At 72.6% G+C, this 24,287-nt stretch carries 20 protein-coding genes; 5 read left to right on the forward strand and 15 right to left on the reverse strand.

What is annotated here, in order from left to right; genetic code table 11:
* Positions 1–22 precede the first annotated feature (22 nt).
* From ACZ418_RS33340 to ACZ418_RS33360, 5 genes are all read left to right on the forward strand, one after another.
* Positions 23–1,288: an ABC transporter substrate-binding protein gene (locus ACZ418_RS33340; protein ID WP_468370632.1), complete on the forward strand. Its 1,266-nt coding sequence runs from the start codon at positions 23–25 to the stop codon at positions 1,286–1,288.
* Positions 1,289–1,308: 20 nt separating this feature from the next.
* On the forward strand, positions 1,309–2,274 hold the full coding sequence (locus tag ACZ418_RS33345; protein ID WP_468370634.1) for a carbohydrate ABC transporter permease: 966 nt from the start codon (positions 1,309–1,311) through the stop codon (positions 2,272–2,274).
* Between the two features lie 23 nt (positions 2,275–2,297).
* Complete coding sequence (locus ACZ418_RS33350) at positions 2,298–3,113, forward strand: carbohydrate ABC transporter permease (protein WP_468370749.1); 816 nt, start codon at positions 2,298–2,300, stop codon at positions 3,111–3,113.
* A gap of 12 nt (positions 3,114–3,125) precedes the next feature.
* Positions 3,126–6,026: a glycoside hydrolase family 2 TIM barrel-domain containing protein gene (locus tag ACZ418_RS33355; RefSeq protein ID WP_468370635.1), complete on the forward strand. Its 2,901-nt coding sequence runs from the start codon at positions 3,126–3,128 to the stop codon at positions 6,024–6,026.
* 103 nt (positions 6,027–6,129) lie between these two features.
* Entirely contained in the window at positions 6,130–7,446 is a 1,317-nt protein-coding gene (locus tag ACZ418_RS33360; RefSeq protein ID WP_468370636.1) for a jacalin-like lectin, read from the forward strand.
* A gap of 3 nt (positions 7,447–7,449) precedes the next feature.
* Here the strand turns inward: ACZ418_RS33360 and ACZ418_RS33365 are convergent, their stop codons facing one another.
* The 15 genes from ACZ418_RS33365 to ACZ418_RS33435 all read right to left on the reverse strand — a co-directional run bounded on the left by ACZ418_RS33365 (position 7,450) and on the right by ACZ418_RS33435 (position 24,034).
* Positions 7,450–7,602, reverse strand: coding sequence for a hypothetical protein (locus ACZ418_RS33365; RefSeq protein ID WP_468370638.1), 153 nt, complete (start codon positions 7,600–7,602; stop codon positions 7,450–7,452).
* 11 nt (positions 7,603–7,613) lie between these two features.
* Entirely contained in the window at positions 7,614–8,660 is a 1,047-nt protein-coding gene (locus ACZ418_RS33370) for an ABC-2 transporter permease (RefSeq protein WP_468370639.1), read from the reverse strand.
* A gap of 58 nt (positions 8,661–8,718) precedes the next feature.
* Positions 8,719–9,495: a thioesterase II family protein gene (locus tag ACZ418_RS33375; protein WP_468370641.1), complete on the reverse strand. Its 777-nt coding sequence runs from the start codon at positions 9,493–9,495 to the stop codon at positions 8,719–8,721.
* Complete coding sequence (locus tag ACZ418_RS33380; protein WP_468370642.1) at positions 9,492–10,583, reverse strand: alpha/beta fold hydrolase; 1,092 nt, start codon at positions 10,581–10,583, stop codon at positions 9,492–9,494. Before ACZ418_RS33380 ends, ACZ418_RS33375 begins: the two co-directional genes overlap by 4 nt.
* Positions 10,580–11,467 carry a 4'-phosphopantetheinyl transferase family protein gene (locus ACZ418_RS33385; RefSeq protein ID WP_468370644.1) on the reverse strand — a complete coding sequence of 296 codons (888 nt, stop codon included), beginning with the start codon at positions 11,465–11,467 and terminating at the stop codon, positions 10,580–10,582. Before ACZ418_RS33385 ends, ACZ418_RS33380 begins: the two co-directional genes overlap by 4 nt.
* Positions 11,394–12,233: a 2-oxo acid dehydrogenase subunit E2 gene (locus tag ACZ418_RS33390; protein ID WP_468370646.1), complete on the reverse strand. Its 840-nt coding sequence runs from the start codon at positions 12,231–12,233 to the stop codon at positions 11,394–11,396. The genes ACZ418_RS33385 and ACZ418_RS33390 overlap by 74 nt, the downstream gene beginning before the upstream one ends.
* Positions 12,230–12,466, reverse strand: coding sequence for an acyl carrier protein (locus tag ACZ418_RS33395; protein WP_451008257.1), 237 nt, complete (start codon positions 12,464–12,466; stop codon positions 12,230–12,232). The genes ACZ418_RS33390 and ACZ418_RS33395 overlap by 4 nt, the downstream gene beginning before the upstream one ends.
* A gap of 14 nt (positions 12,467–12,480) precedes the next feature.
* On the reverse strand, positions 12,481–14,520 hold the full coding sequence (locus ACZ418_RS33400; RefSeq protein WP_468370648.1) for an HAD-IIIC family phosphatase: 2,040 nt from the start codon (positions 14,518–14,520) through the stop codon (positions 12,481–12,483).
* 5 nt (positions 14,521–14,525) lie between these two features.
* Positions 14,526–15,557: a 3-oxoacyl-ACP synthase III family protein gene (locus ACZ418_RS33405; RefSeq protein WP_468370650.1), complete on the reverse strand. Its 1,032-nt coding sequence runs from the start codon at positions 15,555–15,557 to the stop codon at positions 14,526–14,528.
* 44 nt (positions 15,558–15,601) lie between these two features.
* Positions 15,602–18,562 (reverse strand): type I polyketide synthase, encoded by a 2,961-nt coding sequence (locus ACZ418_RS33410; protein WP_468370651.1) that lies wholly within the window; start codon positions 18,560–18,562, stop codon positions 15,602–15,604.
* On the reverse strand, positions 18,559–18,846 hold the full coding sequence (locus tag ACZ418_RS33415; RefSeq protein WP_468370653.1) for an acyl carrier protein: 288 nt from the start codon (positions 18,844–18,846) through the stop codon (positions 18,559–18,561). The genes ACZ418_RS33410 and ACZ418_RS33415 overlap by 4 nt, the downstream gene beginning before the upstream one ends.
* 35 nt (positions 18,847–18,881) lie before the next feature.
* On the reverse strand, positions 18,882–20,600 hold the full coding sequence (locus tag ACZ418_RS33420; protein WP_468370654.1) for an acyl-CoA dehydrogenase: 1,719 nt from the start codon (positions 20,598–20,600) through the stop codon (positions 18,882–18,884).
* A 68-nt stretch (positions 20,601–20,668) separates the two neighbouring features.
* Entirely contained in the window at positions 20,669–22,435 is a 1,767-nt protein-coding gene (locus tag ACZ418_RS33425; protein WP_468370656.1) for a fatty acyl-AMP ligase, read from the reverse strand.
* A 124-nt stretch (positions 22,436–22,559) separates the two neighbouring features.
* On the reverse strand, positions 22,560–23,540 hold the full coding sequence (locus tag ACZ418_RS33430; RefSeq protein ID WP_468370658.1) for an alpha/beta fold hydrolase: 981 nt from the start codon (positions 23,538–23,540) through the stop codon (positions 22,560–22,562).
* Positions 23,537–24,034 carry a WhiB family transcriptional regulator gene (locus tag ACZ418_RS33435; RefSeq protein WP_468370659.1) on the reverse strand — a complete coding sequence of 166 codons (498 nt, stop codon included), beginning with the start codon at positions 24,032–24,034 and terminating at the stop codon, positions 23,537–23,539. The genes ACZ418_RS33430 and ACZ418_RS33435 overlap by 4 nt, the downstream gene beginning before the upstream one ends.
* Positions 24,035–24,287: the final 253 nt, after the last annotated feature.

Consider the following 24,287-nt stretch of genomic DNA (forward strand, 5'->3'; position numbering starts at 1 on the left):
CTCGACAGACAAGGACGTCACCATGTCGGCACAGCGCAACAACACCTGGGACCGCCGCTCGATACTCCGCGCCGCTGCCGGACTGGCCGTCGCCGCCCCGCTCGCGGCGTGCGGCAGCAACAACGGCCGGGGCGGAGGCTCCGGTTCGGGCAAGCAGCTCACCCAGATGTTCCACGCCTACGGCGAGCCGGGCGTGGAGCAGGCGCTCAAGCGGTACGCCGCCGCGTACCAGAAGGCGAACGTGACCACGCAGTGGATCACCAGTGCCGACTACGAGAGCAAGCTCTTCGCCACCCTGCTCACCAAGAACGCGCCCGATGTCTTCGAGTTCCACCCGCAGATCCAGATGGTCAAGAGCGGTCAGGTGGCGGATCTGAGCGACCTCGTCAATCCGGTCAAGGACGACTTCAACGCGGCCGACATCAAGTCCCACACCGTCGACGGGAAGATCTACGGCGTCCGGATGATCGACGACCCGCAGTTCTTCTTCTACCGGCCCTCGCTCTTCGAGAAGGCCGGCGTCAAGGTCCCCGAGACCCTCGACGAGCTGATCGAGGCCGCCGCCAAGCTCACCACCAGCAAGATGAAGGGCGTCTATCTCGGCAACGACCTGCACGCGATCGTCAACCCGCTGATCTGGTCCGCGGGCGCCGACACCCTCGACGACAAGAACCAGATCGCCTACCACACGCCGGGCGTCATCGAGGGCCTGAAGAAGCTGCGCAAGCTCTTCACCAGCGGCCATCTGCTCCTCGGCGCCCCGACGGACTTCTGGGACCCCTCCTCGCTCAGCCAGGGCCTGTGCGCCATCCAGTTCTGCGGCATGTGGGCCATGCCGCAGTTCCAGAAGGCGCTCGGCGACGACCTCGGGATCTTCCCCTTCCCGAAGACCGTCGACTCCGGCAAGCCCTCGGTCTACAACGGCGGCTGGTCGATGTTCGTCAACGCCAAGGGGGGCGACGTCGACGCGGCCAAGGAGTACGTGAAGTGGCTGTGGATCGACCAGAAGCAGTACCAGGAGGACTTCTCGACCTCGTACGGCTTCCACATCCCGCCGCGCTCCTCGATCGCCGCATCGGCCACCAAGCTCAAGTCGGGTCTGCCCGCGCAGGGGGTCAAGCTCTTCAACGACTACGGGCACTTCGACAACATCGGCTGGACCCAGGCCATGATCCAGGCGACCTGGGACGTCATCGCCGACTGTGTCCGCAAGGACGGTGACCCGGGGGCGGCGCTCGACACCTGCGACAAGGCCGTGAACCGCGAGCTCAAGAAGCTCTTCGGATAGGCCGGCGGACGGACCACGACATGTCGACGACCACCAAGCCCGCCCTCGCGAGCCCCGCCCCGGCGAAGGCCGCACCGGCCCGGACCTGGCGGGGCCTGCGGGGCAGCCGCACCTTCAACTTCTGGCTCTTCATCAGCCCCTTCCTCATCGGGCTGATCGTCTTCATCTACGTGCCGATCGTCTGGAGCGTCTACCTCAGCTTCTTCGACGCCCGCTTCACCGTCACGCCGAGCAGGTTCATCGGCTTCGACAACTACACGTACATGCTGACGGACCCCAAGTTCGTCCACTCGCTCGGCACCTTCACCGTCTTCGCCGCGTTCATCGTGCCCACCACCTGGGCGGTGTCGCTCGGGCTCGCCCTGCTGGTGAACCGGCTGCGGTTCATGCGGGCGTTCTTCCGGTCGGTGTTCTTCCTGCCGACCGCGTGCAGTTATGTCGCCGCGTCGCTGATCTGGAAGATGTCCCTGTTCAGCGGCGTGCGCTTCGGCCTGATGAACACGGTCCTCGGCTGGTTCGGGATCGACAACATCGCCTGGCTGGCGAGCCCGAGTCCACCCTGGTACTGGCTGGTCATCGTCACGGCGCGGCTGTGGCTGCAGTCCGGTTTCTACATGATCCTCTTCCTGGCCGCGCTGCAGAACATCCCCGCCGAGCTGTACGAGGCCGCCGCCATCGACGGCGCCAGGCCGGGCTGGCAGACCTTCCGGCACATCACGCTGCCCCAGCTGCGCGCCACGTCCACCGCGGTGATCCTGCTGCTGCTCATCGCCGCCTACCAGGCCTTCGACGAGTTCTTCAACCTGCTCGACAAGACGACCTGGGGCCGCCCCCCGCTGGTCGAGCTGTACTACACGGCCCTGGGCACGGAACAGGACTACGGCGCCGGCAGCGCGGGCGCCGTCATCCTGACCGCGCTGATCGTCGTCGTGACCCTGTTCCAGGGCAGGCTCATGGGCTTCGGAAGGGGGGAGGAGTCCAAGTGACCACCAAACGCAGGGGCGGGACGATGGGCAGCACCGGCCTCTGGGTCGCCACCGGTGTCGCCGCCTTCCTCTTCCTGATCCCGTTCTACGTGCTGCTGCGCAACGCGCTCTCCACCGACGCCCAGATCACCGGCGAACACTGGGAGTTCTTCCCGACGCACCTCCGCTGGGGCAACATCGGCGAGCTGTTCGACGACCAGTCGGTACCGTTCGCCCGGTCGCTGGTGAACTCCACGATCGTCGCCGTCTCCATGACCGTCGGCATCCTGCTGGTGTGCTCGCTCGCCGGTTACGCCCTGGCCCGCATTCCGTACCGGCACGCCAACAAGATCTTCTACGTCGTCCTGGGCACCCTGATGGTCCCGACCTCGGTGACCTTCGTACCGAGCTTCGTGCTGGTCTCGTCCCTCGGCTGGGTGGACAGCTACCGGGGCCTGATCATTCCGGGGCTGTTCAGCGGTTTCACCTGCTTCCTGTTCCGGCAGTACTTCCTCGGGTTCCCCAAGGAGCTGGAGGAGGCGGCGCGCGTGGACGGGCTCGGCTACTGGGGCGCGTACTGGCGGGTCGTCGTCCCCAACTCGCTGAACTTCTTCGCGGCGATCGCGACGATCACGTTCATCAACGGCTGGAACGCGTTTCTGTGGCCGCTGGTCATCGGGCAGGACCCGAACTCGTGGACCGTCCAGGTCGCGCTCTCCTCGTACATCACCAACCAGACCGTCGTCTTCCACCAGATCTTCATGGCGGCCGCCATTTCCATCCTGCCGCTGCTGCTCGTGTTCCTCTTCCTCCAGCGCTGGCTGGTGCAGGGGATCGCACAGACCGGCATCAAGGGCTGAGCTAGGAGACCGATGTCGTTGAGCAACCGCACCGTCACCGATTACGTCGAGGACGTCTCGCCGGGCACGGGGACGCTGCCACCCCGTGCGTGGTACGCGTCCTCGGACGCCAAGTCCCTTTCTCTGAACGGCAGCTGGTGTTTCCGGCTGTCGCCGACGGCCGACGCCGAGGACGACTCCTTCGCCGAGGAGGGGTACGACGCCGGAGACTGGGCTCAGATCCAGGTCCCCGGCCACTGGGTCCTCCAGGGGCACGGCTCCCCCATCTACACCAACCACCTCTACCCGTTCCCCGTCGATCCGCCCCGGGTGCCGACCGAGAACCCCACCGGCGACCATCTGCGGGTCTTCGACCTGCCTCAGGACTGGCCGTCGGACGGGGGTGCCGTGCTGCGCTTCGACGGGGTGGAGTCCTGCGCCCGGGTGTGGCTGAACGGCACGGACCTCGGCGAGTTCAAGGGCTCCCGGCTGCCGCACGAGTTCGCCGTCGGCCATCTGCTCAGGCCCGAAGGTAATGTCCTGGCGGTCCGGGTCCACCAGTGGTCGGCCGGCTCCTATCTGGAGGACCAGGACCAGTGGTGGCTGCCGGGCATCTTCCGTGACGTCACCCTGCTGCACCGCCCGGCCGGCGCCGCCCTCGACTTCTTCGTGCACGCCTCCTACGACCACCGCGCCGGCACCGGCACCCTGCGCGTCGACTGCGACGTGGACGGCCGGGTCACCGTTTCCGAGCTCGGTATCGACACCGCGACGGGCGAGAGCGTGACCGTGCCGGTCGAGCCGTGGTCGGCGGAAACACCCAGGCTGTACGAGGGGGAACTGGCCACCGAGGGCGAGCGGGTGCCGCTGCGCATCGGTTTCCGCACCGTCGAACTGTCGGACGGCCGGATCAAGGTCAACGGCAGGCCGGTCCTCTTCAAGGGCGTCAACCGGCACGAGTGGCATCCGGAGAAGGGCCGCGCACTGGACCTCGCCACCATGCGCGAGGACGTGCTGCTGATGAAACGGCACAACATCAACGCCGTCCGCACCTCCCACTACCCCCCGCACCCGGCCTTCCTGGACCTGTGCGACGAGTACGGGCTGTGGGTGATCGACGAGTGCGACCTGGAGACCCACGGCTTCACCGAGCAGGGCTGGCGGGACAACCCCGTCGACGACGACCGCTGGACCCCGGCCCTGCTGGACCGGGCGTCCCGCATGGTCGAACGCGACAAGAACCACCCGTCGATCGTCGTCTGGTCGCTGGGCAACGAGGCCGGCACCGGCCGCGGCCTGACCGCGATGGCCGAGTGGATCCGCGGCCGGGACTCCTCCCGCCTGATCCACTACGAGGGCGACCCCACCTGCCGTGACACGGACATGTACTCACGGATGTACGCCGACCACGCCGAGGTCGAGCGGATCGGCCAGGGCCTGGACGGCGGCAGCCTCAAGCGCCGCCGACTGCCCTTCATCCTCTGCGAGTACGCGCACGCCATGGGCAACGGCCCCGGCGGACTCGCCGACTACCAGCGGCTGTTCGAGTCGTACGACCGGCTGCAGGGCGCCTTCGTCTGGGAGTGGATCGACCACGGCATCGCCCATCCGGAGCTGGGCCACGCCTACGGCGGCGACTTCGGCGAGGAGCTGCACGACGGCAACTTCGTCTGCGACGGCCTGCTCTTCCCGGACCGGGAGCCCTCCCCCGGCCTGGTCGAGTTCAAGAAGGTGATCGAACCGGTCGGCATCGCCGGCGACTTCGGCGACGGCACGGTCCGGATCACCAACAAGCAGGACTTCGCGGACGTGTCGGCGCTGGCGTTCTCGTGGTCGTACGAGGTCGACGGGGAGACGGTGGAGTCCGGCACGCTGTCGGTGCCGGCGCGGGCGCCCGGCGAGTCCGCCGACGTCAAGCTGCCCGCGCCGCCGGCCGGGGCGCCGGCCGGCGAGGCCCTCTGGACGGTCCGGGCGGCGCTCGCGGCGGACACCGCCTGGGCGGCGAAGGGCCATGTGGTGGCCTGGGGCCAGGTCCCGGCGTCGGAGCGCCGGGTACCCACGGTCGCGGCGACGGCCCGCCCGGTGTCGGGCGACGGCGTGATCACCCTCGGCCCCGGCACCTTCGACGCCCGCACCGGCGCTCTGACGGCCGTCGGTGACGTGCCCGTCTCCGGGCTGCGCCTGGACGTGTGGCGAGCCACCACCGACAACGACGACGGCGCCCCCTGGCAGCCCGACCTGCGCTACGGCCTGCTGTGGCGGGGGCTCGGCCTGCACCGGATGCGGCACCGGCTGGACGCGGTGGAGACCGGCGAGCACACCCTGACGGTCCGCACCCGGGTGGCTCCGGCGGCGCGGGAGCTGGGGCTGTCGACGGTGTACCGCTGGACCTCGGACGGAGACCGGCTGCGGTTGACCGTGAGCATGACCCCCGAGGGCGACTGGACCGTCCCCCTCCCCCGGCTCGGCATCCGCTTCGGGCTGTCCGGGGCCGACCGTGTGCAGTGGTACGGCGGCGGCCCCGGTGAGGCGTACCCGGACACCAGGACGGCGGCGGTGATCGGCCGCTGGGAGTCGACCGTGGACGGTATGCAGACGCCGTACGTCCGTCCCCAGGAGAACGGCGCCCGCATCGACGTGCGCTGGGCCGAGCTCGGTGGCCTGCGCATCGAGGGCGACCCGGCGTTCTGGCTCACCGCGCGCCGCTGGACCACGGAGCAGCTGGACGCCGCCGCGCACCGCACCGATCTCGTCCCCGGTACCGCGTCCGACAGCGGCTCCGCCGCGGGCGTGTGGGTCAACCTGGACCACGGCCAGCACGGCATCGGCTCCCAGTCCTGCGGCCCGGCCCCGCTGCCCCAGTACCACCTGCGGGCCGAACCGGCGGAGTTCTCCTTCGTGTTCTCCACCGCCCCCGACTCGGAGGCCGACTGACCACCACGATCCCGACACCCAGCGCGGCCGGCCGGCACCCCACCCGGCCGGCCACGCTCACGCAAACACAAAGTGAGTTGACATGAACATGAACTGGCGACCCATGAGACGACTCCTTCGCGTCCTCGCGGCCGGTGCGCTCGCCCTCAGCGGGCTCGGCCTGGCCGCCGTCCCGGCGCAGGCCGCCGGCTCGGGCACGTTCAGCGTGCTGACGTACAACGTGGCGGGCCTGCCGGAAGGGCTCAGCTCCAGCCATCCGGCCACCGACACGCCGCTGATCTCACCGAGGTTGGCGGGCTACGACATCGTCAACGTCCAGGAGGACTTCAACTACCACGCGGCGCTGTACGCGGGCGACGACCATCCCTACCGCACGGCCACCAGCGGCGGCGCGGGCATCGGTGACGGCCTCAACACCCTGTCCCGCTACCCCTTCGAGGACTTCGAGCGGGTCAGGTGGCACGACTGCACCGGCACCAACTGCCTGACCCCGAAGGGCTTCACGCTGGCCCGGGTACGCCTTGCGGAAGGCGTGTACGTCGACCTGTACAACCTCCACCCCAACGCCGACGACACCGACGACGCCCTCGCCGCCCGCCGCGCCAACATCACCCAGCTGTCGCAGTTCATCCAGGCCAACTCGGCAGGCGACGCGGTGATCGTGATGGGCGACACCAACACCCGCTACACCAGGACCGGCGACAACATCCGCACGCTCGTCGACGGCAACCACCTGTCCGACGCCTGGGTGCAGCTGATCAAGGGCGGTACGGCCCCCGCGCAGGGCGCCGACCCGCTGCTGTGCCCGACGTCCGCGCCGCCGGACGACTGCGAGGTGGTGGACAAGGTGCTCTACCGCGGCAGCGACCTCGTCTCGCTCACCGCGACCCGTTACAGCGACGAGTGGGCGAAGTTCCTCGACTCCAGCGGCGGAAACCTCTCCGACCATTTTCCGCACACCGTCGACTTCTCCTACACCCTCAACCCGAGGCTCCGCGCGAGCGACTTCTTCGGCGGCCCGCACGGTACGGCGTTCGACGACGCCGACGACCTCCCGGCCGCCCTCTCCCCGCGCACCCTCACCCTGCGCGGCGGCGCCCGGCTGGACGCGGTGTCCCTCACCCATGACGACGGCACGGTCCTCGGTCACGGCGGCACGGGCGGTACGGCCGCCTCCCTGACCCTCGCCGCCGGCGAACACCTCACCTCGGTGAAGCTGACGGAGGGCCAGAAGGACGGCCGTACCCGGATCTTCTCGGCGGCCTTCACCACCGACGAAGGACACACCCTGACCGCCGGTACGGCGACGACGGACACGGCCACCTTCACCGCCCCGTCCGGCTGGCAGATCGTCGGCTTCACCGGCCGCGCGGGCGACGAGATCGACAAACTGGGCGTGCTGTACGCACCGATCGGCTGACCGTCAGTCGATGCCCCGGAAGATGTGGGACTCGGCCGGGTCGTGGTCGTCCTCGCCCGCGAGGAGCGCCTGCCGTGGGGCGTTCGCCCCGTCACCGGGCCGGGCTCCGGGACGGGGCGTGCCTGTGGTGTGGGTGTCGTACGGCAGTGTGTGCACCCGTGCCCCCCTCAGGACGCGGGCCGCGCCGCCGGGGCCGGCCGCAGGCGCCAGGCGAGCAGGGTGATCAGGGTGCCGGCCGCCGCCCAGGCCACCAGGACCAGCAGGGAGGAGGCCACCGGGGCCTGGTGGAGGTAGGCCAGACGGCGTACGGCCTGTACCTCGGCGGCGCCGGGCATTCCCGGGGACAGCGCGCGGTAGAAGGAGGGGAGGAAGTCACGCGGGACGGGGCCGCCGGACGTCGCGATGCCCAGCTGGAGCAGCAGCAGGGTCGACAGCGGGAAGGCGAGCAGGCCGAGCAGGCGGTGCAGGGCGGCGATCGTGGCCACCGTCGCGAAGGACAGCAGCGCCGCCACCCCGGCGACCTGCCACAGGCGGCCAGGGAAGGCGCCGAGGACCAGGTCCGCCACGCTCGCGGCGACGACCCCGGCAACCGCCGAGAACACGGCCGCGGCGGCCAGCCAGGCCCATCGGCCGAGCGCGGGCAGCCGCAACGCGAACAGCCCCTGGAAGACCAGGCCCGCCAGGCTGAGGGCCACCATGAGGGTGAACGCGATCAGTCCGTGCCGGTCGCCGCTCGGCAGCGGGCCGGCGTCGGTCACCTTCAGCGGCACGTGCCCCTCGGCCGCGGCCTTCTCGCCGACGGTGGTCACCAGTTGCTTGACCGCGTCGCCCGAAGCGCCGGTGACCAGCACCTCGTCGCTGCGGAGGCCGAGCGTGAGGACTCCCTTCACGTCCTGCTTCTGAAGTGCGCGGCGGGCCTTGGCCGGGTCGGCGTACGTCCGCACGTCGAGCGCGCCGGGCTGGGCGGCCGACAGCTGCTTGGCGGCCTGCGCGGCCACGGGGGCGGGGGCTACCACGGCGAGCGGCACGTCGTGCGGCTTCGGCGCGCTCATCGACGCGCCGACGATCCACACGAACAGCGCCACGACCGCGAGCGCGGCCAGGGCGACTCCGCCGAGCCCGCGCAGCGGGGGGACGGCACGGGGTCCGGCGGCGGGGGCGGGTGCGGGATCGGGTGCGGTCGGCGTGGGGGTCGTGGTGGACGGGGATGACATGGTGTACCTCGGTTCTGTTCGCGGTCGGGCGGGACCCGGCCGGGTCGCGGGTGGGGGCTCAGCGCGCCGCCCGCACCGGGATCGGGCCGTGCGGCAGCCGGGCCCGGATCGCCCAGGTGAGGGCGGTGAAGAAGGCGGAGGGGTGGTCCTTGGCGAAGAAGTGGCCGCCGGGCAGCGACTCCGCGCGGAAGGACACGGAGGTGTGGCGCTGCCAGGCGAGCACCTTGTCCACGTCGACGAGCAGGTCGTCCTGGCCGGCGAGGGCGTGGATCGGCACCGGCAGCGGTTCGGGCGGGGCGGGTCGGTGGTCGGCGCAGACCGTGAGGTCGTCGCGGACGACCGGCAGCAGCACCTCCAGCCATTCGGGCCGGTCGGCGAGTTCGGCGGGCAGCCCGCCGAGGCCGAGCAGCAGGGTGGTCAGCTCGGCGTCGGACAGGCCCGGCGGCAGGTTCAGGGCGTGCCCCAGGTGGGGCGCGGGGAAGCCGCCGACGATGAGGAGTTCGGGTCTGCGGGCGTCCTCCGGGAGCCGGGCGGTGATCTCGTGGGCGAGCAGGGCGCCCATGCTGTGGCCGTAGAAGAGGTACGGCACGTCCAGCAGGCCCGAGAGCGCGTCGGAGACCTCCTCGACCAGCGGGGCGAGCCGGGTGAAGCGGGGTTCGCGGATCCGGCCCTCGCGGCCCGGCAGTTGCACGGGGACGATCTCGATGCCGGGGCCGAGCAGGTCCGGCCAGCCGCGGAAGGCGCCCGCGCTGCCGCCGGCGTGGTGGAAGCAGAACAGGCGCAGCGGGGCCTCGCCGGTGGGCGGGTGCGGCAGATAGGGGTTCGGGCCGGTCATGCGCCGCTCCCCTGCAGCGAGCCCACCGTCGGCCGGGCGCCGGTGGGCTGACGGCCCGTCATGCGCAGTACGGCCTGGGCGAGGGCGGCGCGGACCTCGTCGACGTGGCCCGGTGAGCCGTGCACGTCGTCGTACTCGATCAGTTCCAGCTCGGGCACGTGCCGGGCGAGCAGCTCGGCGTCCGCGCCGGGGATGATCTCGTCGCGCAGGCTGCGCACATAGGTCACGGGGATGTCCAGGGCGCGCAGTTCGTCCTCGGCGAGCGCCCATTCGGTCAGGTGCTCGCGCAGTCCGGGCCGGCGTACGCCGGTGAGCCGGGCCAGGGTGTCCAGGGTGAGCGCGGGGATGCGCGGCCACCAGGCGGGGTCGGTGAAGAACGCGGCGACGGGGGCGCCGACGGTGACGATGCCGCGGATGCGCGGGTTCTGGGCGGCGTGCCGCAGCGCCAGGTGCCCGCTGAAGCTGAGCGCGACCAGGACGGCGTGGGAGGTGTCGGCGCGGCCGTCGAGCGCGTCGAGGACGGCGCCGTACAGCTGGTGGCTGTCGCGGCGGTAGGGCATGGTGTTCTCGCCGACGCCGGGCATCTCGGCGACGACGACGGCGAGATGGGCCTGTTCGGCGAGGAGCAGGAACGGCGACCACTGTTCCTTGACGCTCACGATGCCGCCGGTGACCACGACCACCGGGCGGGCCGGGTCGGCGTCCAGGCCGGCGGTGTAGCAGCGGACGGTGCCGGCCGGGGTGCGTACGTCGAGGCGGCCGACGCCGGGCAGGGCGGAGCGCCAGCGGTCGAAGACCTCCTGGCCGCGGGTGCGGGCCCGGTGCCGGGCGAGGCTGTCGGGGTAGGGAAAGCTCGCGAGGATGTAGCGGGCGACGGCGCCGGGCAGATCACCGGCGTGTTCGCGGGTCTCGGCGGCGGCCGTCCACTCGCCCGCCCAGCTGCCGGGCCGGCCGCTGCCGTCGTCGCGGTCGATGCGGTCGCGCACCAGGGCCGCCTCCTCGGCGTCCAGGCCGAGGGCGCGGGCGTGCAGCAGCACGAAGTTCTTCAGCTCTGCCAGGTCGTGCCGGGCATGCGGGTCGTGGGTCATCGGGGTGTCTCCTTGGCGGGGTCGTCGGCAGGGTGCTCGTCGCGGGGCTCGGCGGGGTCCGGCTGGTCGGCGAGGGCGCTGGTCAGGGCGACGACCAGGTCGCGGTCGAGCATGGTGGCCGCGGCCGGGTCGTCGAGCCGGCCGAAGCCGGCGTTCTCCACCACCGCGCTCGCGCAGTAGCCCTCGGGCAGCGCGTAGGTGCGCAGGGTCCACTCCTCGCCGCCGCGCCGGCCGTCCGGGCGCAGCACCCGGCCGTCGGCCGGGTCGGTGGCGAAGCCGAACTGGGTGAAGCGGAACCGCATGCCCTGTCCGATGGCCTTGCTGTACGCCTCCTTCAGGGTCCACAGCCGGACCAGTTCGGCGTTGCGCCGCTGCTCGGGCAGCCGGGACAGCTGTTTCAGCTCGTGCGGGGTGCAGATCTGCCGGCCCAGGCCGGGGCCGTACAGGGGCCGGTCGGAGCGCTCCACGTCCACGCCGATCAGGCCGCGGGTGGTCATGCCGACGAGCAGGATGTCGTCGGTGTGGCTGAGGCTGAGGTCGATCTGGTCGAAGCCGCGCAGATACGGCCGCCCCGAGGGGCCGTAGGCGAGTTCGATGTCCTCCGGGGCCAGCCGCAGGGCCACCGCCGCGGCCTGTTTCAGCAGGGCGCGGGAGGCGGCGAACTGGCGGCGCAGCCCGGGGTGGCCGAAGGACTGATAGCGGTCCCAGTCGCGGCCGAGCAGCCGGCGCAGCCCCGCCTCGTCCCGCTCGTCCCGCCGCCATTCGCCGGCCGGCGCGTACAGCACGGCCGTGCCCAGCCGGGCGAGGTCGTCATGGACGACCTTCCAGGACCGGGGGGAGCCGATCCGTACCGGCCGCGGAATGGTCGGCGGAGGTGCCGGCATGAAAGCCCTCCAGACTGGCTTTGATGTCTGCCAGGAGGTCGGCGGCGAGCGCGCCGTCGATCACCCGGTGGTCGAAGGTGAGGTTCAGCCGCATGACCGGGGCGACGGTCAGCCGCCCGTCCTGGACCCAGGGACGCTCGCTCATCCGGCCCATGTTGAGGGTGACGGCGGTGCCGCCGGCGCCGGCGAAGGCGTCGACGGGCCGGTGGCCGAGGCAGCTGACCGAGAAGGTGCCGAGGACGCGGCGGCGGGCCTCCGGGCGACTGAGCAGCCGGCGGAACAGCAGCCGGCCGACCGGTGCGGGCAGCCGGTTGACCCGGCGGACGCCCGCGAACTGGGGGAAGTGTTCGGCGTCGGCGTCGCGGTGCCGGTCGACGACCTGCTGGATCTGCTCCAGCGTCAGGCGCTCGGCGTCCTGGACGAGTGCCGAGAACACCGCGCGCCGGCCCTGGTAGGTCTTGTCGAGGGCGACCTTCGCGGTGGTGCCCTGGTACTGGGCCATGCGCGGGGCGAACCGGCCGGTGAGGGCCGCGTTGGCCTCGGGGTGGGCGGCGACCGCGCGGGCGCCGGCCCACACCACATAGCTGACCAGGGAGATCCGCCGGCCCGCGGTCCGGGCGGCGGCCCGGTGTGCGGCGACGGCGCTCATGTCGATCTCGGTGTCGATCAGGACCGAGCGCTGCCGGGCGAAGGCGTACTCCAGGAAGTACAGGGTGTGCCGGCGCTGGCGTTCCGGGACGTACCGCTGGACGGCGCCGGTGCTCATCCGGCCACCGCCAGGGCGAAGATCTCCGCGAGGCAGCGGGCCTCCAGGACCCGGGTGACCGGCAGCCGGACGGCCGTCTCGCGTTCGATGGCGGTGACGAGCTTGAGCAGGTGCACGGAGTCCCAGCCGCGCAACCGGTCGAAGGGGGTGTCGAGTTCGTCGGCCTCGACGGGGAATCCGACGAGGTCGCGCAGGATGAGCAGGTAGTCGTCCTGGGTGGTGAGGGTGGCCATGGCGTGTGCAGTCCCTACTGGAAGGCGCCGGAGAGGTCGGCGGTCAGATCGACATGGGCGGGCGCGGCGGCGATGGTGGTCAGGTCGTGCCGGAAGCGGAGCACGCCGGCGTCCTCGGCGGTCCCGGCGGGTTCGGCGGGTTCGGCGGGCTCGGTGACGGCCGCGAAACCGTGGTCCGGGTAGAAGGACCGCATCCGGTGGTTCTTCTTCGTCGGCCGGTACTCGGCGTGCACCGCGGGCACCCCGGCCGCGCGGGCGGCCTCCAACAGGTGGGCCAGGCAGGCCTGTTCGATGCCGCGGGCGAAGACCCGGCAGGAGAGCAGGATGTTGTCCAGGTGCAGTCCGTCGTCGGCGTGGCGGGCGAAGACGGCGCCGACCAGGCCGTTGTCCCCGAACCGGTCGGAAGCGCGGATGGCGAGGACCAGCCGGCCCGGGTCGGCGAGCTGCTCACGCACCTGCTCCGGCTGCAGCCGTACGGTGGTGAGGTTGAACTGGTTGGTGCGCTGGGTCAGTTGGGAGACCCGGGCGACCTCCAGCGGGGCCGGCGGGGAGAAGGTGACGGTGACGCCGAGGTTCGCCAGGTACTCCTCGGCGGAGCCGGAGGCCTCCTGCAGTTCGCGGCGGGCGGCGTCGCTGCGGTACTGGGCGCCGCGGCCGCGGTCGGCGTCGGTGAGTTCCCGCACGTCGAACCAGCCGTCGGCGAGGAGTTTGTCGATGTGCAGGGCGGGCTCGTCGTCGAGGCCGATCACGGCGGCGCCGGGGACGCCGGCCCGGACCAGGCCGCACTCGAAGGGGTTGTCGTCGGCGAAGACGAAGCTGTCGGCGCCGAGGTTGAGGCGTTCGGCGAGGGCGAGCAGATTGCCGTCCTTGGGCTGCCAGTTGGCGGTGATGTGCACGAAGTCGTCCTCGCGCAGCACCATGTCCGGGTGGTCGCGGACCACCGACAGCAGCGGCTCGCGGTCGTTCTTGCTGCACACGGCGAGCAGGACGCCCTGGGCGCCGAGCTGTTTGATCACCTTCTGGAAGTCGCCGAACGCCTCGCCGCGGAAGCTGCCTGCGGCGGCGATGCCCTCGGGGCCGTCGTCGCCGAGGATGCCGTCCCACAGGGTGCCGTCGGCGTCCAGGACGAGGACCTTCTTGGCGCGCCCGGTCAGGGCGCGGGCCAGGTGGCCGATCTCGACGGCGTACCCGGCGAGGGTCTCGTCCGACAGGCGGGCCTTGGCATAGCTGCTCAGGCGGGGGTCGGCGGCGGGGCCGCCCGCGGCGAGCAGCGGGTCGAGGTCGACGGTGAGGACGTTCGGGTGGGCCTCGGCCAGCCGCAGCAGGTCGGCGTTGAACTCGCGCCAGGCGATGGACAGCCGGGTGCGCGAGCGCAGGTCGACCAGCTGGCGCGGGAAGCGGGGCAGCAGCGGCAGGGTGTTGAGGACGAGGGTACCGCTGCCGTGGGCGGCGTAGGTGCCGGCGAGGGAGTCGAGGAGGTTCAGCCGGGCGGTGAGGGCGGCCTCGGCGTCCTCCACCCGCCAGGGCACGGGCAGGTCGTCGAAGACGGTTTCCGCGTCCAGCACGCACAGCACCAGGTCGGTGCCGTCCTGGTAGACCTCGCTCTGCGGGTCGCCGAGGTCGCGCACCCAGCCGTCGTAGTCGCTCAGGCGGTGGCGCAACAGCAGTCCGTGCCGGGCGAGTTCAGCGGTGAGCGGGGCGACCAGACCGGCCAGGGTGGAGTGGCCGGTGATCGCCACGGTCAAGGCCGGCGTCTGCGGGTGCAGACGCAGCACCTCCTCGGCGTCCAGCCGGGCCAGCAGCTGTCCGACCGAGCCGCGGGCGGCCGCGTCCAGGCCCGGCAGCAGTCCGAGGACCTGCGGATAGTGCTCCACCAGCCGGGCTTCGGCGTGCCAGCCGCGGATCGCGGCGAGCGCGTCGGCGCCGTCGAGCAGCGCGGTGTCCGGCTTGGCGTCCGGCGCGGTTGCCGAAGCGGTTACGGAAGTGGTTTCTGAAGCGGTTGCCGAAGTGATTGCTGAAACGGTTTCTGTCGCTGTTTCCGTGATGTCCGTCATGGTGGTCAGACCTTCTCCAGGGCGTAGCCCGACTTGATCCACTTGCTGGACTCGATGGCGACGCCGATCGCCTTCTGGCCGGTCTCGATGCGGTCCAGGAGCCGGGCCATCTGCATGAACGGCAGGGCGTTGCTGGTGTTGCCGGTGTCGGCGACGCAGGACACCTCGGCCGCGGCGGGCACGTCCATGTGCGCGACGATCTTCTCGGTCATCCGCGCGGACAGCTGGGGCGGCAGCAGGAAGTCGAGGTCGGAGTCGCTCCAGCCCTGCTCGTCGAGCAGCTCCCACAGGGTTTCGGAGGCCATCACCGGCACGGCCTGCTCGATGGACTTGTAGTCCTCGCGGATGGGCTGCCGGTCCGAGGTGCGGTCGGCGACCCCGAACCACTCGACGGTCTGCCCCGGTTCCCGGCCCAGGCCGGTGAGCAGGTTGAGCACCCGGCGCAGGGCGAGCCGGGCGCCGGCCGGTTCGGCGGTCAGGACGGCGGCCCCCGCACCGTCGCCGAAGAGCACGAAGTTGACCAGTTCGGAGGCCGGCATCCGGCTGAAGTCCTGGTCCAGCGGCAGGTGTTTGGCGCACACGTCGCCGCCGAGCACCAGTCCGGCCCTGTGTCCGCCGCCGGTGATCAGGGTGCGGCCGAGGTCGAGGGCCTGGACGGCGCCGGCGCAGCCCGACTGCAGCTGGTAGGTGGGCAGGTGGTCCAGGCCGAGCCGGTCGGCGACCAGGTTGACGGTGGCGGGCATCAGCGCGTCGGGGGTGGCGGTGCCCATGACGAGGAAGCCGATGTCGTCGGGGTCCACACCGGAGGCGGTCAGCGCGCGGTGGCCGGCCAGCGCGGCCAGTTCGGCGAGGGTCTGGCGGGGGGTGCCGGTGTCGAGGTCGACGGCGAAGTGCCGGGTGCGGGTGCCGATGAACACCTCGATCCAGTCGGGGTCGATGCCGAAGCGCCCCGCGAGTTCCTGGTTGTCGACGGGATCGCCGGGCAGGGCGGTGCCGATCGAGGCGATGTACGCCTGCGGATCGTCGGTCACGGACATGGGCTGCCTTTCCGGTGGCAAGGGGTGAGGGTCGGGGGGTCGGGTCAGGCGGCGGTGGCGGCCGCGTGCTCGCGCAGGAACTCGATGAGGGCGCCCACCGACGACAGATGGGGCAGCAGCTCCTGCACGGACAGGTGGGCCGTCTCCGGCAGGCTCGCCTCGACCCGCGCCTTGAGCTGCATGATCGTCACGGAGTCGAAGCCGAGGTCCTCGTACAGCCGAGCGCGCAGGGCGATCTCGCCGGCCGCGTAGCCGCCGGTCTCGGCGATGGCGCCGAGCACCGCGTCGGCGACCCGCTCCCCCGTCGTCCCGGCCCGGCGGCCGTCCGCGCCGCCGTCCGCGGCGGGTGCCGGAGCCGAGGTGACGGAGGTGATCGCGGGACCGGCGGCACCCGTGGTGCGGAACCAGTAGCGGTGGCCGGTGGCGAACTCGTACGGGCGCAGCCGCTGGAAGCGGCGTTCCTCCTCCTCGTACAGGTCCTCCCAGCGGGGGGCGAGGCCGGCGCGGAAGAGGGCCGCGGTGGTCTCGGCGAGCTCGTGGCCGCCGGCCGTCTCCCCGGCGCCCGGGTTGAGGCAGAGCAGGTCGTCGGCGAGCCGCAGTTTGCGGACCAGCGGGGTGAGCACGGGCTTGGGACCGATCTCCACCAGCAGCCGGGGCCCGTCCTTGACCAGCTCGGTGACGGCCTCGGCGAACCGCACCGGGTCGCTGACGTGCCGGGTCCAGTAGCCGCCGTCCAGCGGTTCGCCGTCCAGGGCCCGGCCGAGCACGGTCGAGTAGAACGGGCGGTGCGGCGGGCGGGGCCGGCAGGCGGAGGCGATCCGGTTGAACTCGGCGAGCATGGGCCGCATCAGCGAGGAGTGGAAGGCGTGCGAGACGCGCAGCGCGGTGGCGCCGATGTCGCGCCGGCGCAGCGCGCGCCCGATCCGCTTCAGCGCCTCCAGTTCACCCGAGAGCACGGTGGCCTCGGGGCCGTTGAGCACGGCCACGTCCACCGCGGGCTCCTGCTCGACGAGTTCGGCCAGGTCCTCGGCGGCGGCGCGGACCGCCAGCATGCCGCCGCCCTCGGGCAGCCGCTGCATGAGGCTGCCGCGAGCCGCGACCAGCCAGGCCGCCTCGTCCAGGGACAGCGCCCCGGCGGTCACGGCGGCGGCGAACTCGCCGATGCTGTGGCCGAGTACGGCGTCCGGCTCGATGCCGAGGCCGCCCAGGGTGCGGGCCATGGCGTACTCGACGGCGAACAGGGCGGGCTGGGCGTTCTCGGTGCGGTGGATCGCCTCGTCACAGGAGAGCAGCAGGTCGCGCACCGAGCGGCCGACGTGCGGCAGCAGGGCGTCGTCGGCGTCGTCCAGGTGGCGCCGGTAGGCGGCCGAGTCCCGGTACAGCGCCTTGGTCATGCCGGGGAACTGCGCGCCCTGCCCGGTGAACAGGAACGCCACCTGGTGCCGGCCCTCGGGGTGGCCGGTGAGCGCGGCCAGCTCCTCGGCGTCGCGGACGGCGCCGGTGAGCCGGTCCACCAGCTCGGAGGTGGTGCGGGCGGTGACCGCGAACCGGTACGGCAGGGTCGTGCGGACCTTGTTGCTGCTCCAGGCCAGCGGCGCCAGGGGTTCCTGGGCGCGGCGGGAGAGGTTCTCGGCCTGGGCGCGGATGTTGCGCAGCAGCCCGTCGGGGTTGTTGGCGCTCAGCGTGAACACCACCGGCCGGGGCTTGCCGTCGGCGGCGAGCGGGCGCCGGGCGCGCACGGGCGAGGTCTCCAGCACGACATGGGCGTTGGTGCCGCCCATGCCGAAGCTGCTGAGCCCGGCGAGCTGGGTGCCGGAGGGCAGCCTGAGCGGCGACTTCAGCAGTTTCAGGCCGAGACCCGCGAGGTCGAGGCGGCGGTTCTCGCGGGCGGCGAAGGGGCTCGCGGGCACGATCCGGTGGTGCAGCGCGAGCGCCGTCTTGATCAGCCCGGCGATGCCGGCGGCGGCCTCGGTGTGCCCGATGTTGCCCTTGACCGAGCCGATCGCGCACGGCTTGGTGCGGCCCTGTCCGTAGATCTGGCCGAGCGCCTTGGACTCGATCATGTCGCCGAGGGCGGTGCCGGTGCCGTGCGCCTCGACGAAGGCCACCTGGTGGGCCTCGACACCGGCCCGGCGCAGCGCCTGGGCGAGGACCTCCTCCTGGGCCCAGCGGCTGGGCGCGGTCAGGCCGTTGCTGCGGCCGTCCTGGTTGACGGCGGTGCCCCGGATGACGGCGTAGATCTGCTGTCCGTCGGCGAGCGCGTCCTCCAGGCGGCGCAGGACGACCGCGCCGACGCCGTCACCGCGGCCGATGCCGTCGGCGTCGGCGCTGAACGGCTTGCAGCGGCCGTCGGGGGCCGAGAGGCCCGCGGCGGTGTAGAAGATGCCGAGCGCGGGGGTGAGCTGGAGGTTGACCCCGCCGGCGACCGCGGTGTCGACCTCGCCGGACAGCAGGGCGTTGACCGCGAGGTGCACGGCGACCAGGGAGGAGGAGCAGGCGGTGTCCACCGCGAGGCTGGGGCCCTTGAGGTTGAGGTGGTACGACACCCGGTTGGCGATCATGCAGTAACCGTTTCCGGGGCCGCTCTGGGCGGTGACATGGTCGTACTGCGACAGGTGCAGCTGACCCCACTCGCCGGCCATGACACCGGTGTAGACACCGGTCGCAGTGTCGGCGAGCTGGTGCGGGGGCAGGCCCGCGTCCTCCAGGGCCCGCCAGACGGTCTGCAGGAACAGCCGCTGCTGCGGGTCCATCGCGCCGGCCTCCTTGGGCGAGACCGCGAAGAACTCGTTGTCGAAGGCGTCGGCGTCGGTGAGGAAACCGCCCCGGGTGGTGTTGGTACGGCCCGGCCCGCCCTCGGGGTCGTGGAAGTCGGCGGCGCTCCAGCGGTCCGGCGGGACCTCGCCGCCGCCGTCCCCGGCCCGCATCAGCAGGTCCCAGAAGGCGGCCGGGTCGGGGGCGCCGGGAAAGCGGCAGTCGAGACCGACGATGGCGACGGCGTTCATCGAGCGGCACTCCCCGGCAGATCCGCGGGCACCAGCCCGGCGAGGTGGTCGGCGAGTTCCTCGATGGTCGGGTAGTCCCAGGCGACGGTCGGATCGAGGACGATGCCGAACTCGTCCTCGACATCGCCGCACAGGCTGAGCGCGATGACGGAGTCCAGGCCGTAGGTGGCCAGCGGCACCTGCGGGCCGATGTCGGCCGGGCTCTGGCGCAGATAGACCGCCATGCGCTCGGTGAGCCACTCGCGCAGACGGGCGACGGTCGGGTCGGTGGTGGCAGGAATCATGGAAGAGGCTCCTCGGGGAAACGGTGGTGCGCAGATCAGCCGGGCACGGGGGTCGCGTAGAGGTCGAAGGTGCGCTGTTCGGCGCCGCGCCGCAGCAGTTCGTCGCCGAGCGGCTGCGCCCAGGGTTCGGCCGGGCCGGGGACGCTGTGGCCGAGCCGGTGGGCGATGCGGGTGAGCGCGGCCCGCGCCCAGGCGGGGTCGGCGAGGAACGGGTCCGCGCTCTCGGTGTGCACGGCGACGACCGCGGCGGCGGCGAGCAGCAGCGCGTACCGGTCGGCCAGGGCCGGACCGCCCCGCGGGGCCTTGGCGTCGAGGGTCCGGCAGGCCTCGCCGAGCGCGCGGAACTCGGCGAGCAACACCTCGCCGGCCGGACGGAGTTCGGCCCCGCCGGCCCGGGTGAGCCAGCCGCTGACGGTCTCCCGGGGCGCGGTCAGGCTGAGCAGGTCGGCCGCGGCCGGCGCAGGCAGGTCGGCGCCGGGCCGGAACAGCGCTGCGGGCGCGCATTCGTCCCGCAGCCAGGACCGGCTCGCCAGCTGCCGCAGCTGCGGGACGACGATGGCCTGGCAGGCGGCGGTGCCGGCATGGCCGAGACCCACCACGGGCAGGTCGCGGACGGCCTTCTGGAAGAAGCCGGCCTCGCCGGTGCGCTCGAAGCGGCGGGCGCCGAGCACGCTGGACAGGTCGTGCAGGGCCTGGTCGAGCACCCGGGGCACCAGGTACTTGGCACAGGCCGCCAGCACGCTGGTCTCCTCCGGCAGCAGATGCAGCGCGCGGGTGGCGGCCAGGGCCAGCGCGTCGCACAGCAGCAGGTCGGCGAAGGCGCCGGCCAGCACCGACCGCGGGCGCTCGCCGGGCGCCTCGCGCAGGGCATGCCGTACGGCGGTGCGCAGCGCGGTGTCCGCGACGCCGATCAGCGCCGAGGCGGCGACCCCGCGCACGGCCTGGAAGGAGCGCAGGGTGAGCCGGACGCCGTCGCCCTCCGTGCCGATCAGGCAGCCGTCGTCGACGGGGCAGTCGCGCAGGTCGAGGCCGGCGACATGGCAGGAGCGGACGCCGTGGGTGTGCTGCCGGGGCAGCTCCCGGGCCCGGTCCGGGTCGAGGCCGGCGCGGGTGACCAGCAGCAGCGAGTAGTTGCGGGTGCCGGGTCCGTCGGCGGTGCGGCAGACCAGGGTGAGGGCGTCGGCGCGGGCGCCGTTGAAGACGGCGTGCTTGCGGCCGGAGAGCCGGTAGCCGCCGGGGACCGGGCGGGCCCGGTACTCCTCCCGCAACAGGTCGTTGCTGTGCGCGACTTCGTGGTAGGCGTTGGTCATCCAGCCGCCGTCCAGGAGCAGTCGGGCGGTGCGCCGCTGCTGCGCGGCGTCGCCCGCGGTCCACACATGGGCGGCGGCCATGTACGACATGAGGCCGTGCCCGATCCCGAGGGAGGCGTCCCGGCGGAAGACATGGCGCAGGATGCGGGCGAAGCCGTCGGCCCGGGCGAGCCGGCCGCCGAGCCGGTCCGGCACCAGGTCGGCGGTCAGCTCCGCCCGCTCCAGCGCACGCAGCCCCGGCCAGGGCACGGCCCGCCGGGCGTCGGCCTCCAGCAGCGCCGCGTGCCCGGTGGGGTTGTGCGGATCCCAGGGGTCGCCGAAGGCCTCCTCGATCCGCCGGATCCGCTCCCGTACGGCGAGTTCGCCGGGGTGGGGCCGGGAGCCGGGCCGGGAGACCGGCGGGGCCGGGGCGGGCCGCACCGGGGTGTTCCGCACCGTGTCCATCGGGTTCGTCCTTCTCTCGGTTCTGGGGGGCGCGCCCCGAAGGGGCGCGGGGCTGTACCGTTATGCGGCTAGGCGACCGCCGCGGGCAGTTCACGGCCGATCAGGCGGGCCACCTCCGGAGTGAGCACCTCCTGCACCGCCGTGATCTCGCCCTTGAGGAACAACTGCTTCATCAGGGCGCGCTGGATCTTTCCGCTGGTGGTCTTGCGGATGGTGCCGGGCCGCACCAGCAGGACGCCGCCGACGGGCACGTCGAACTCCCGCGACACGCCCCACTGGACGGTCTGCACCAGCGCCTCCAGGTCGGTGCCGGCCACGTCGCGCGGCCGTACCTCCTGGAGCACCACCGCGACGTCCCGGCCGTCGGCCTCCACGGTGAACACCGAGCCGGGGCCGGTGGCGAGGGCGGGCAGCAGCGCCTGGACGGCCTGTTCGATGTCCTGCGGGTAGACGTTGCGGCCCTGGAAGATGAGCAGTTCCTTGCGCCGCCCGGTGACGTACAGCTCGCCGTCGTCGAGCACCCCGAGGTCACCGGTGCGCAGGAACGGTCCTTCGCCGTCGCTGGTGAGCGCGCCGAAGATCTCCTTGTTGACCTCCTCGCGGCGCCAGTAGCCGCGGGCCACGCTCTCGCCGCGCAGCCAGATCTCGCCGACCCGGCCCTCGGGCAGCACCTCGCGGGTCTCGGGGTGCACGATGCGCAGGTCGAAGCCGTAGGGCCGGCCGCAGCTGACCACCGTACGGCTGGTCTCGCCCGGTGCGGCGTCGGCCAGTTCGTCGCGCTCCAGCCGCTCGGCGGACGCCGACCGCACGCGCGGGGCGACACCGATCTCGGAGCCGGTGACGCCGAGCGTGGCCTCGGCCATGCCGTAACCGGGGTGGCTGGCCTCCGCGCGGAAGCCCGCCGGGGCGAACCGCTCGGCGAACTCCCGTATGGACGAGGCGCGTATCGGCTCCGCGCCGTTGACCGCGGCCTTCCAGGAGGACAGGTCCAGGGTGGCGAGCTGCTCGTCGGTGATGCGGCGGGTGCACAGGTCGTAGGCGAAGTTGGGGCCGCCGCAGACGGTGATCCGGTAGCGGCTGATCATCTCCAGCCAGCGCATGGGACGCTTGAGGAAGGAGACGGGGGCCATCTGGACCAGGGTGGTGCCCAGGTACTGGGCGTGCAGGATGAACCCGATCAGGCCCATGTCGTGGAAGTACGGCAGCCAGGAGCCGAGCCGGTCCTCGCTGTCGGTGCCCAGCACCACGGCGAGCACCTCCTCGTTGGCGAGCAGGTTGCGGTGGGAGACCATCACACCCTTGGGCTCGCTGGTGGAGCCGGAGGTGTACTGCAGGAAGGCGAGGTCGTCCGGTTCGATCTCCGGGGCCCGCCAGGCGTCCGGGTCGCCGTAGCCGGGCTCGTCCGTCACCAGGCACTCGACCTCGCCGAGGCCCTCGCTCTCCAGCCAGTCGGTGACCTCCTCGGCGCTGGCCCGGTCGGTGAGCACGGTGCGCACCCCGGCGTCCCGGACGATGCCGGTGACCCGGGAGAAGGCCTGGCCGTGCCCGCCGGGCAGCGGGGAGGGCACGGCGACGGCACCGGCGTAGAGGCAGCCGGTGAAGGCCTTGGTGAAGGCGAGCCCGTGGTCGTAGAGCATGAGCACCCGCTCGCCCTGCAGGCCGCGGCCCTGCAGCCAGGACGCCAACCGCCGTGCCTCGGCGTCGAGTTCGCGGTAGGTGAGGTGCTCGGGCCGGACGTCGGCGCCGTCGTCGTACAGGAACACGTACGCGTCCCGGTCGGGGCGCTGCCGGCACCGGTCGAGGACCAGGTCGGTGAAGTTGGTGAAGGCGGGCACGGTTGTTCCCCTCGTGGATGTCTCGGGGCCTGCGGGCTGCCCCTGGATCTGCGTCGATGCTGCGCCGGACGGCTTCAGGGCCGCTTCACGCGGCCGGGGGCGGGCCGTCCGTACGGCCGGTGTGTCATACGGCGTGCGGGAGGGCCGGTGGTGTGACGGTCGTGCTGCGTGGGTGCGGGCGGCGGGCGCGGAGCATGGTGCGCCACTCCTCGGCGCTGTACCGGGCCGGTTCGGTGTGCGCGATGAAGTCCTTCAGCAGGGCGAGGAAGCGCTGCGGGTCGTGGCGGAACGGGAAGTGCCCGGCGCCGTCGAAGATCTCCAGCCTGCTGCCGGGCATGGCCATGTGGGCGAGGCCCGCGTGGATCGCCGGCACCACCTCGTCGTGCCGCCCCCACACCAGCATCGTCGGCATGCCGCGGGCCAGGTAGCAGCGGTCCATCAGGGTGCCGACCTGGCCGCGCCAGTCCACCACCGAGCGCAGGGTGCGGACGAAGGCCTGCCGGGACGGGCCGTCGGGCAGCGCCTCGACGACCCGCAGCAGTTCGGGCGCGTCCAGGGCGAGTCCGCCGCCGACCAGCCGGGCGAGCCGTACCAGCAGCCCGAGTGGGATTCGCATGCCGGGCAACTGCAGTGCGGCCAGGGCGAGTTCTGCGCCGGGTACGGTGGCGGCGCGCAGCAGCGGGGTGACCTGGCGGCCGACTCCGCCGGTGCCGACGAGGACCAGGCGCTCGCAGCGCTCGGGGAACTGGTAGGCGAACTGCATGGCGACGCCGCCGCCGAGGGAGTGGCCGACCAGGGTGACCCGTTCGATGCCGAGGACGGTGAGCAGGTCGCGCATGCTGTTGGCGAATCCGGCCACCGAGTAGTCGGCGCGGGGTTTGTCCGAGGCGCCGTGCCCGGTGAGGTCGGGGGCGATGATCCGGTGGTCGCGGGCCAGCCCGGGCAGGATGTCGGCCCAGGTGTCGGAGGTGTCGCCGATGCCGTGGATGAGCAGCACCGCCGGGCCCCGGCCGGCCATGCGGAAGGCGATGCGGTGGCCGTGGATCACGCGGTGGCGGGTGCGCAGTTCCGAGACGCGCCGGGGCGCCGGAGCGGTGCCGGTCATGCGGCATCGAGCGTCCGGCTCAGCTGCCGGACCGTCTCGCGGGCCTGCCGCACCACATGCGGGCTGACACCGACCGCGCCGGCGGCGCGCTCCTCGCTCCAGCCGTGGCCGACCAGGGCGAGCGCGACGGCGGGCTTCTCCGCGTTGCGCATCCGGGCCGGGCGGCCGGCGAGCAGCTCCAGCGCCGCGCGGGTGACGCGGGACAACGGGGTCTGGGCGCGGGCCAGTTGATGCAGTTCGCGGCGTTCGGCCGCGGTCAGGCCCGCCCAGATTCCCTCGGTGTCCCCGACCCGCAGGGCCTCGCGCAGACAGGCGCGGCGCACCGGGCAGCCGGCGCAGACCGCCTTGGCGCGGCGCACCTGCTGCGCGGCGGCGAAACCCTCGCCTACGGGGAAGAACAGCTCCGGGTCCAGCCCGCGGCAGGGCGCCTGCGCGAACAGGTCGGCGCCTGGGCGGGGGTCCGGGGCGGGGAGCGTGGTGGTGTCGGTGGTCATCTTCAGGTCACCTTCGTGGTCCCGGTGTCTCGGTTCGCTGTCCTGTGGGGGCGGGCCACCGCGATGCGGCACGGCGCCCGCCGCACGGACGGGCGACCGATCGGACACGCTGCCGGGGGGTGCTTCAGAGTGGCTTCATCGCGGCAGGTGAGTGAGGGCTTCGGTGCTGCGCCGGGTGCGGATGCACTGTGGTCGCCCGCACGGTTCCCCGCGCCTGTGCGGGGCGCGCCCCTCGCGGAGTTTCCGTGGTGGG

This window comes from Streptomyces sp. NPDC030820 (assembly GCF_055572075.1).

Excerpts from the sequence above, each read along its gene's own strand:
- ACZ418_RS33340 (WP_468370632.1), top strand. The coding sequence starts at position 23 with ATGTCGGCACAGCGCAACAACACCTGGGACCGCCGCTCGATACTCCGC.
- ACZ418_RS33345 (WP_468370634.1), top strand. The coding sequence starts at position 1,309 with ATGTCGACGACCACCAAGCCCGCCCTCGCGAGCCCCGCCCCGGCGAAG.
- ACZ418_RS33350 (WP_468370749.1), top strand. The coding sequence starts at position 2,298 with ATGGGCAGCACCGGCCTCTGGGTCGCCACCGGTGTCGCCGCCTTCCTC.
- ACZ418_RS33355 (WP_468370635.1), top strand. The coding sequence starts at position 3,126 with ATGTCGTTGAGCAACCGCACCGTCACCGATTACGTCGAGGACGTCTCG.
- ACZ418_RS33360 (WP_468370636.1), top strand. The coding sequence starts at position 6,130 with ATGAGACGACTCCTTCGCGTCCTCGCGGCCGGTGCGCTCGCCCTCAGC.
- ACZ418_RS33370 (WP_468370639.1), bottom strand. The coding sequence starts at position 8,660 with ATGTCATCCCCGTCCACCACGACCCCCACGCCGACCGCACCCGATCCC.
- ACZ418_RS33375 (WP_468370641.1), bottom strand. The coding sequence starts at position 9,495 with ATGACCGGCCCGAACCCCTATCTGCCGCACCCGCCCACCGGCGAGGCC.
- ACZ418_RS33380 (WP_468370642.1), bottom strand. The coding sequence starts at position 10,583 with ATGACCCACGACCCGCATGCCCGGCACGACCTGGCAGAGCTGAAGAAC.
- ACZ418_RS33385 (WP_468370644.1), bottom strand. The coding sequence starts at position 11,467 with ATGCCGGCACCTCCGCCGACCATTCCGCGGCCGGTACGGATCGGCTCC.
- ACZ418_RS33390 (WP_468370646.1), bottom strand. The coding sequence starts at position 12,233 with ATGAGCACCGGCGCCGTCCAGCGGTACGTCCCGGAACGCCAGCGCCGG.
- ACZ418_RS33395 (WP_451008257.1), bottom strand. The coding sequence starts at position 12,466 with ATGGCCACCCTCACCACCCAGGACGACTACCTGCTCATCCTGCGCGAC.
- ACZ418_RS33400 (WP_468370648.1), bottom strand. The coding sequence starts at position 14,520 with ATGACGGACATCACGGAAACAGCGACAGAAACCGTTTCAGCAATCACT.
- ACZ418_RS33405 (WP_468370650.1), bottom strand. The coding sequence starts at position 15,557 with ATGTCCGTGACCGACGATCCGCAGGCGTACATCGCCTCGATCGGCACC.
- ACZ418_RS33410 (WP_468370651.1), bottom strand. The coding sequence starts at position 18,562 with ATGAACGCCGTCGCCATCGTCGGTCTCGACTGCCGCTTTCCCGGCGCC.
- ACZ418_RS33415 (WP_468370653.1), bottom strand. The coding sequence starts at position 18,846 with ATGATTCCTGCCACCACCGACCCGACCGTCGCCCGTCTGCGCGAGTGG.
- ACZ418_RS33420 (WP_468370654.1), bottom strand. The coding sequence starts at position 20,600 with ATGGACACGGTGCGGAACACCCCGGTGCGGCCCGCCCCGGCCCCGCCG.
- ACZ418_RS33430 (WP_468370658.1), bottom strand. The coding sequence starts at position 23,540 with ATGACCGGCACCGCTCCGGCGCCCCGGCGCGTCTCGGAACTGCGCACC.
- ACZ418_RS33435 (WP_468370659.1), bottom strand. The coding sequence starts at position 24,034 with ATGACCACCGACACCACCACGCTCCCCGCCCCGGACCCCCGCCCAGGC.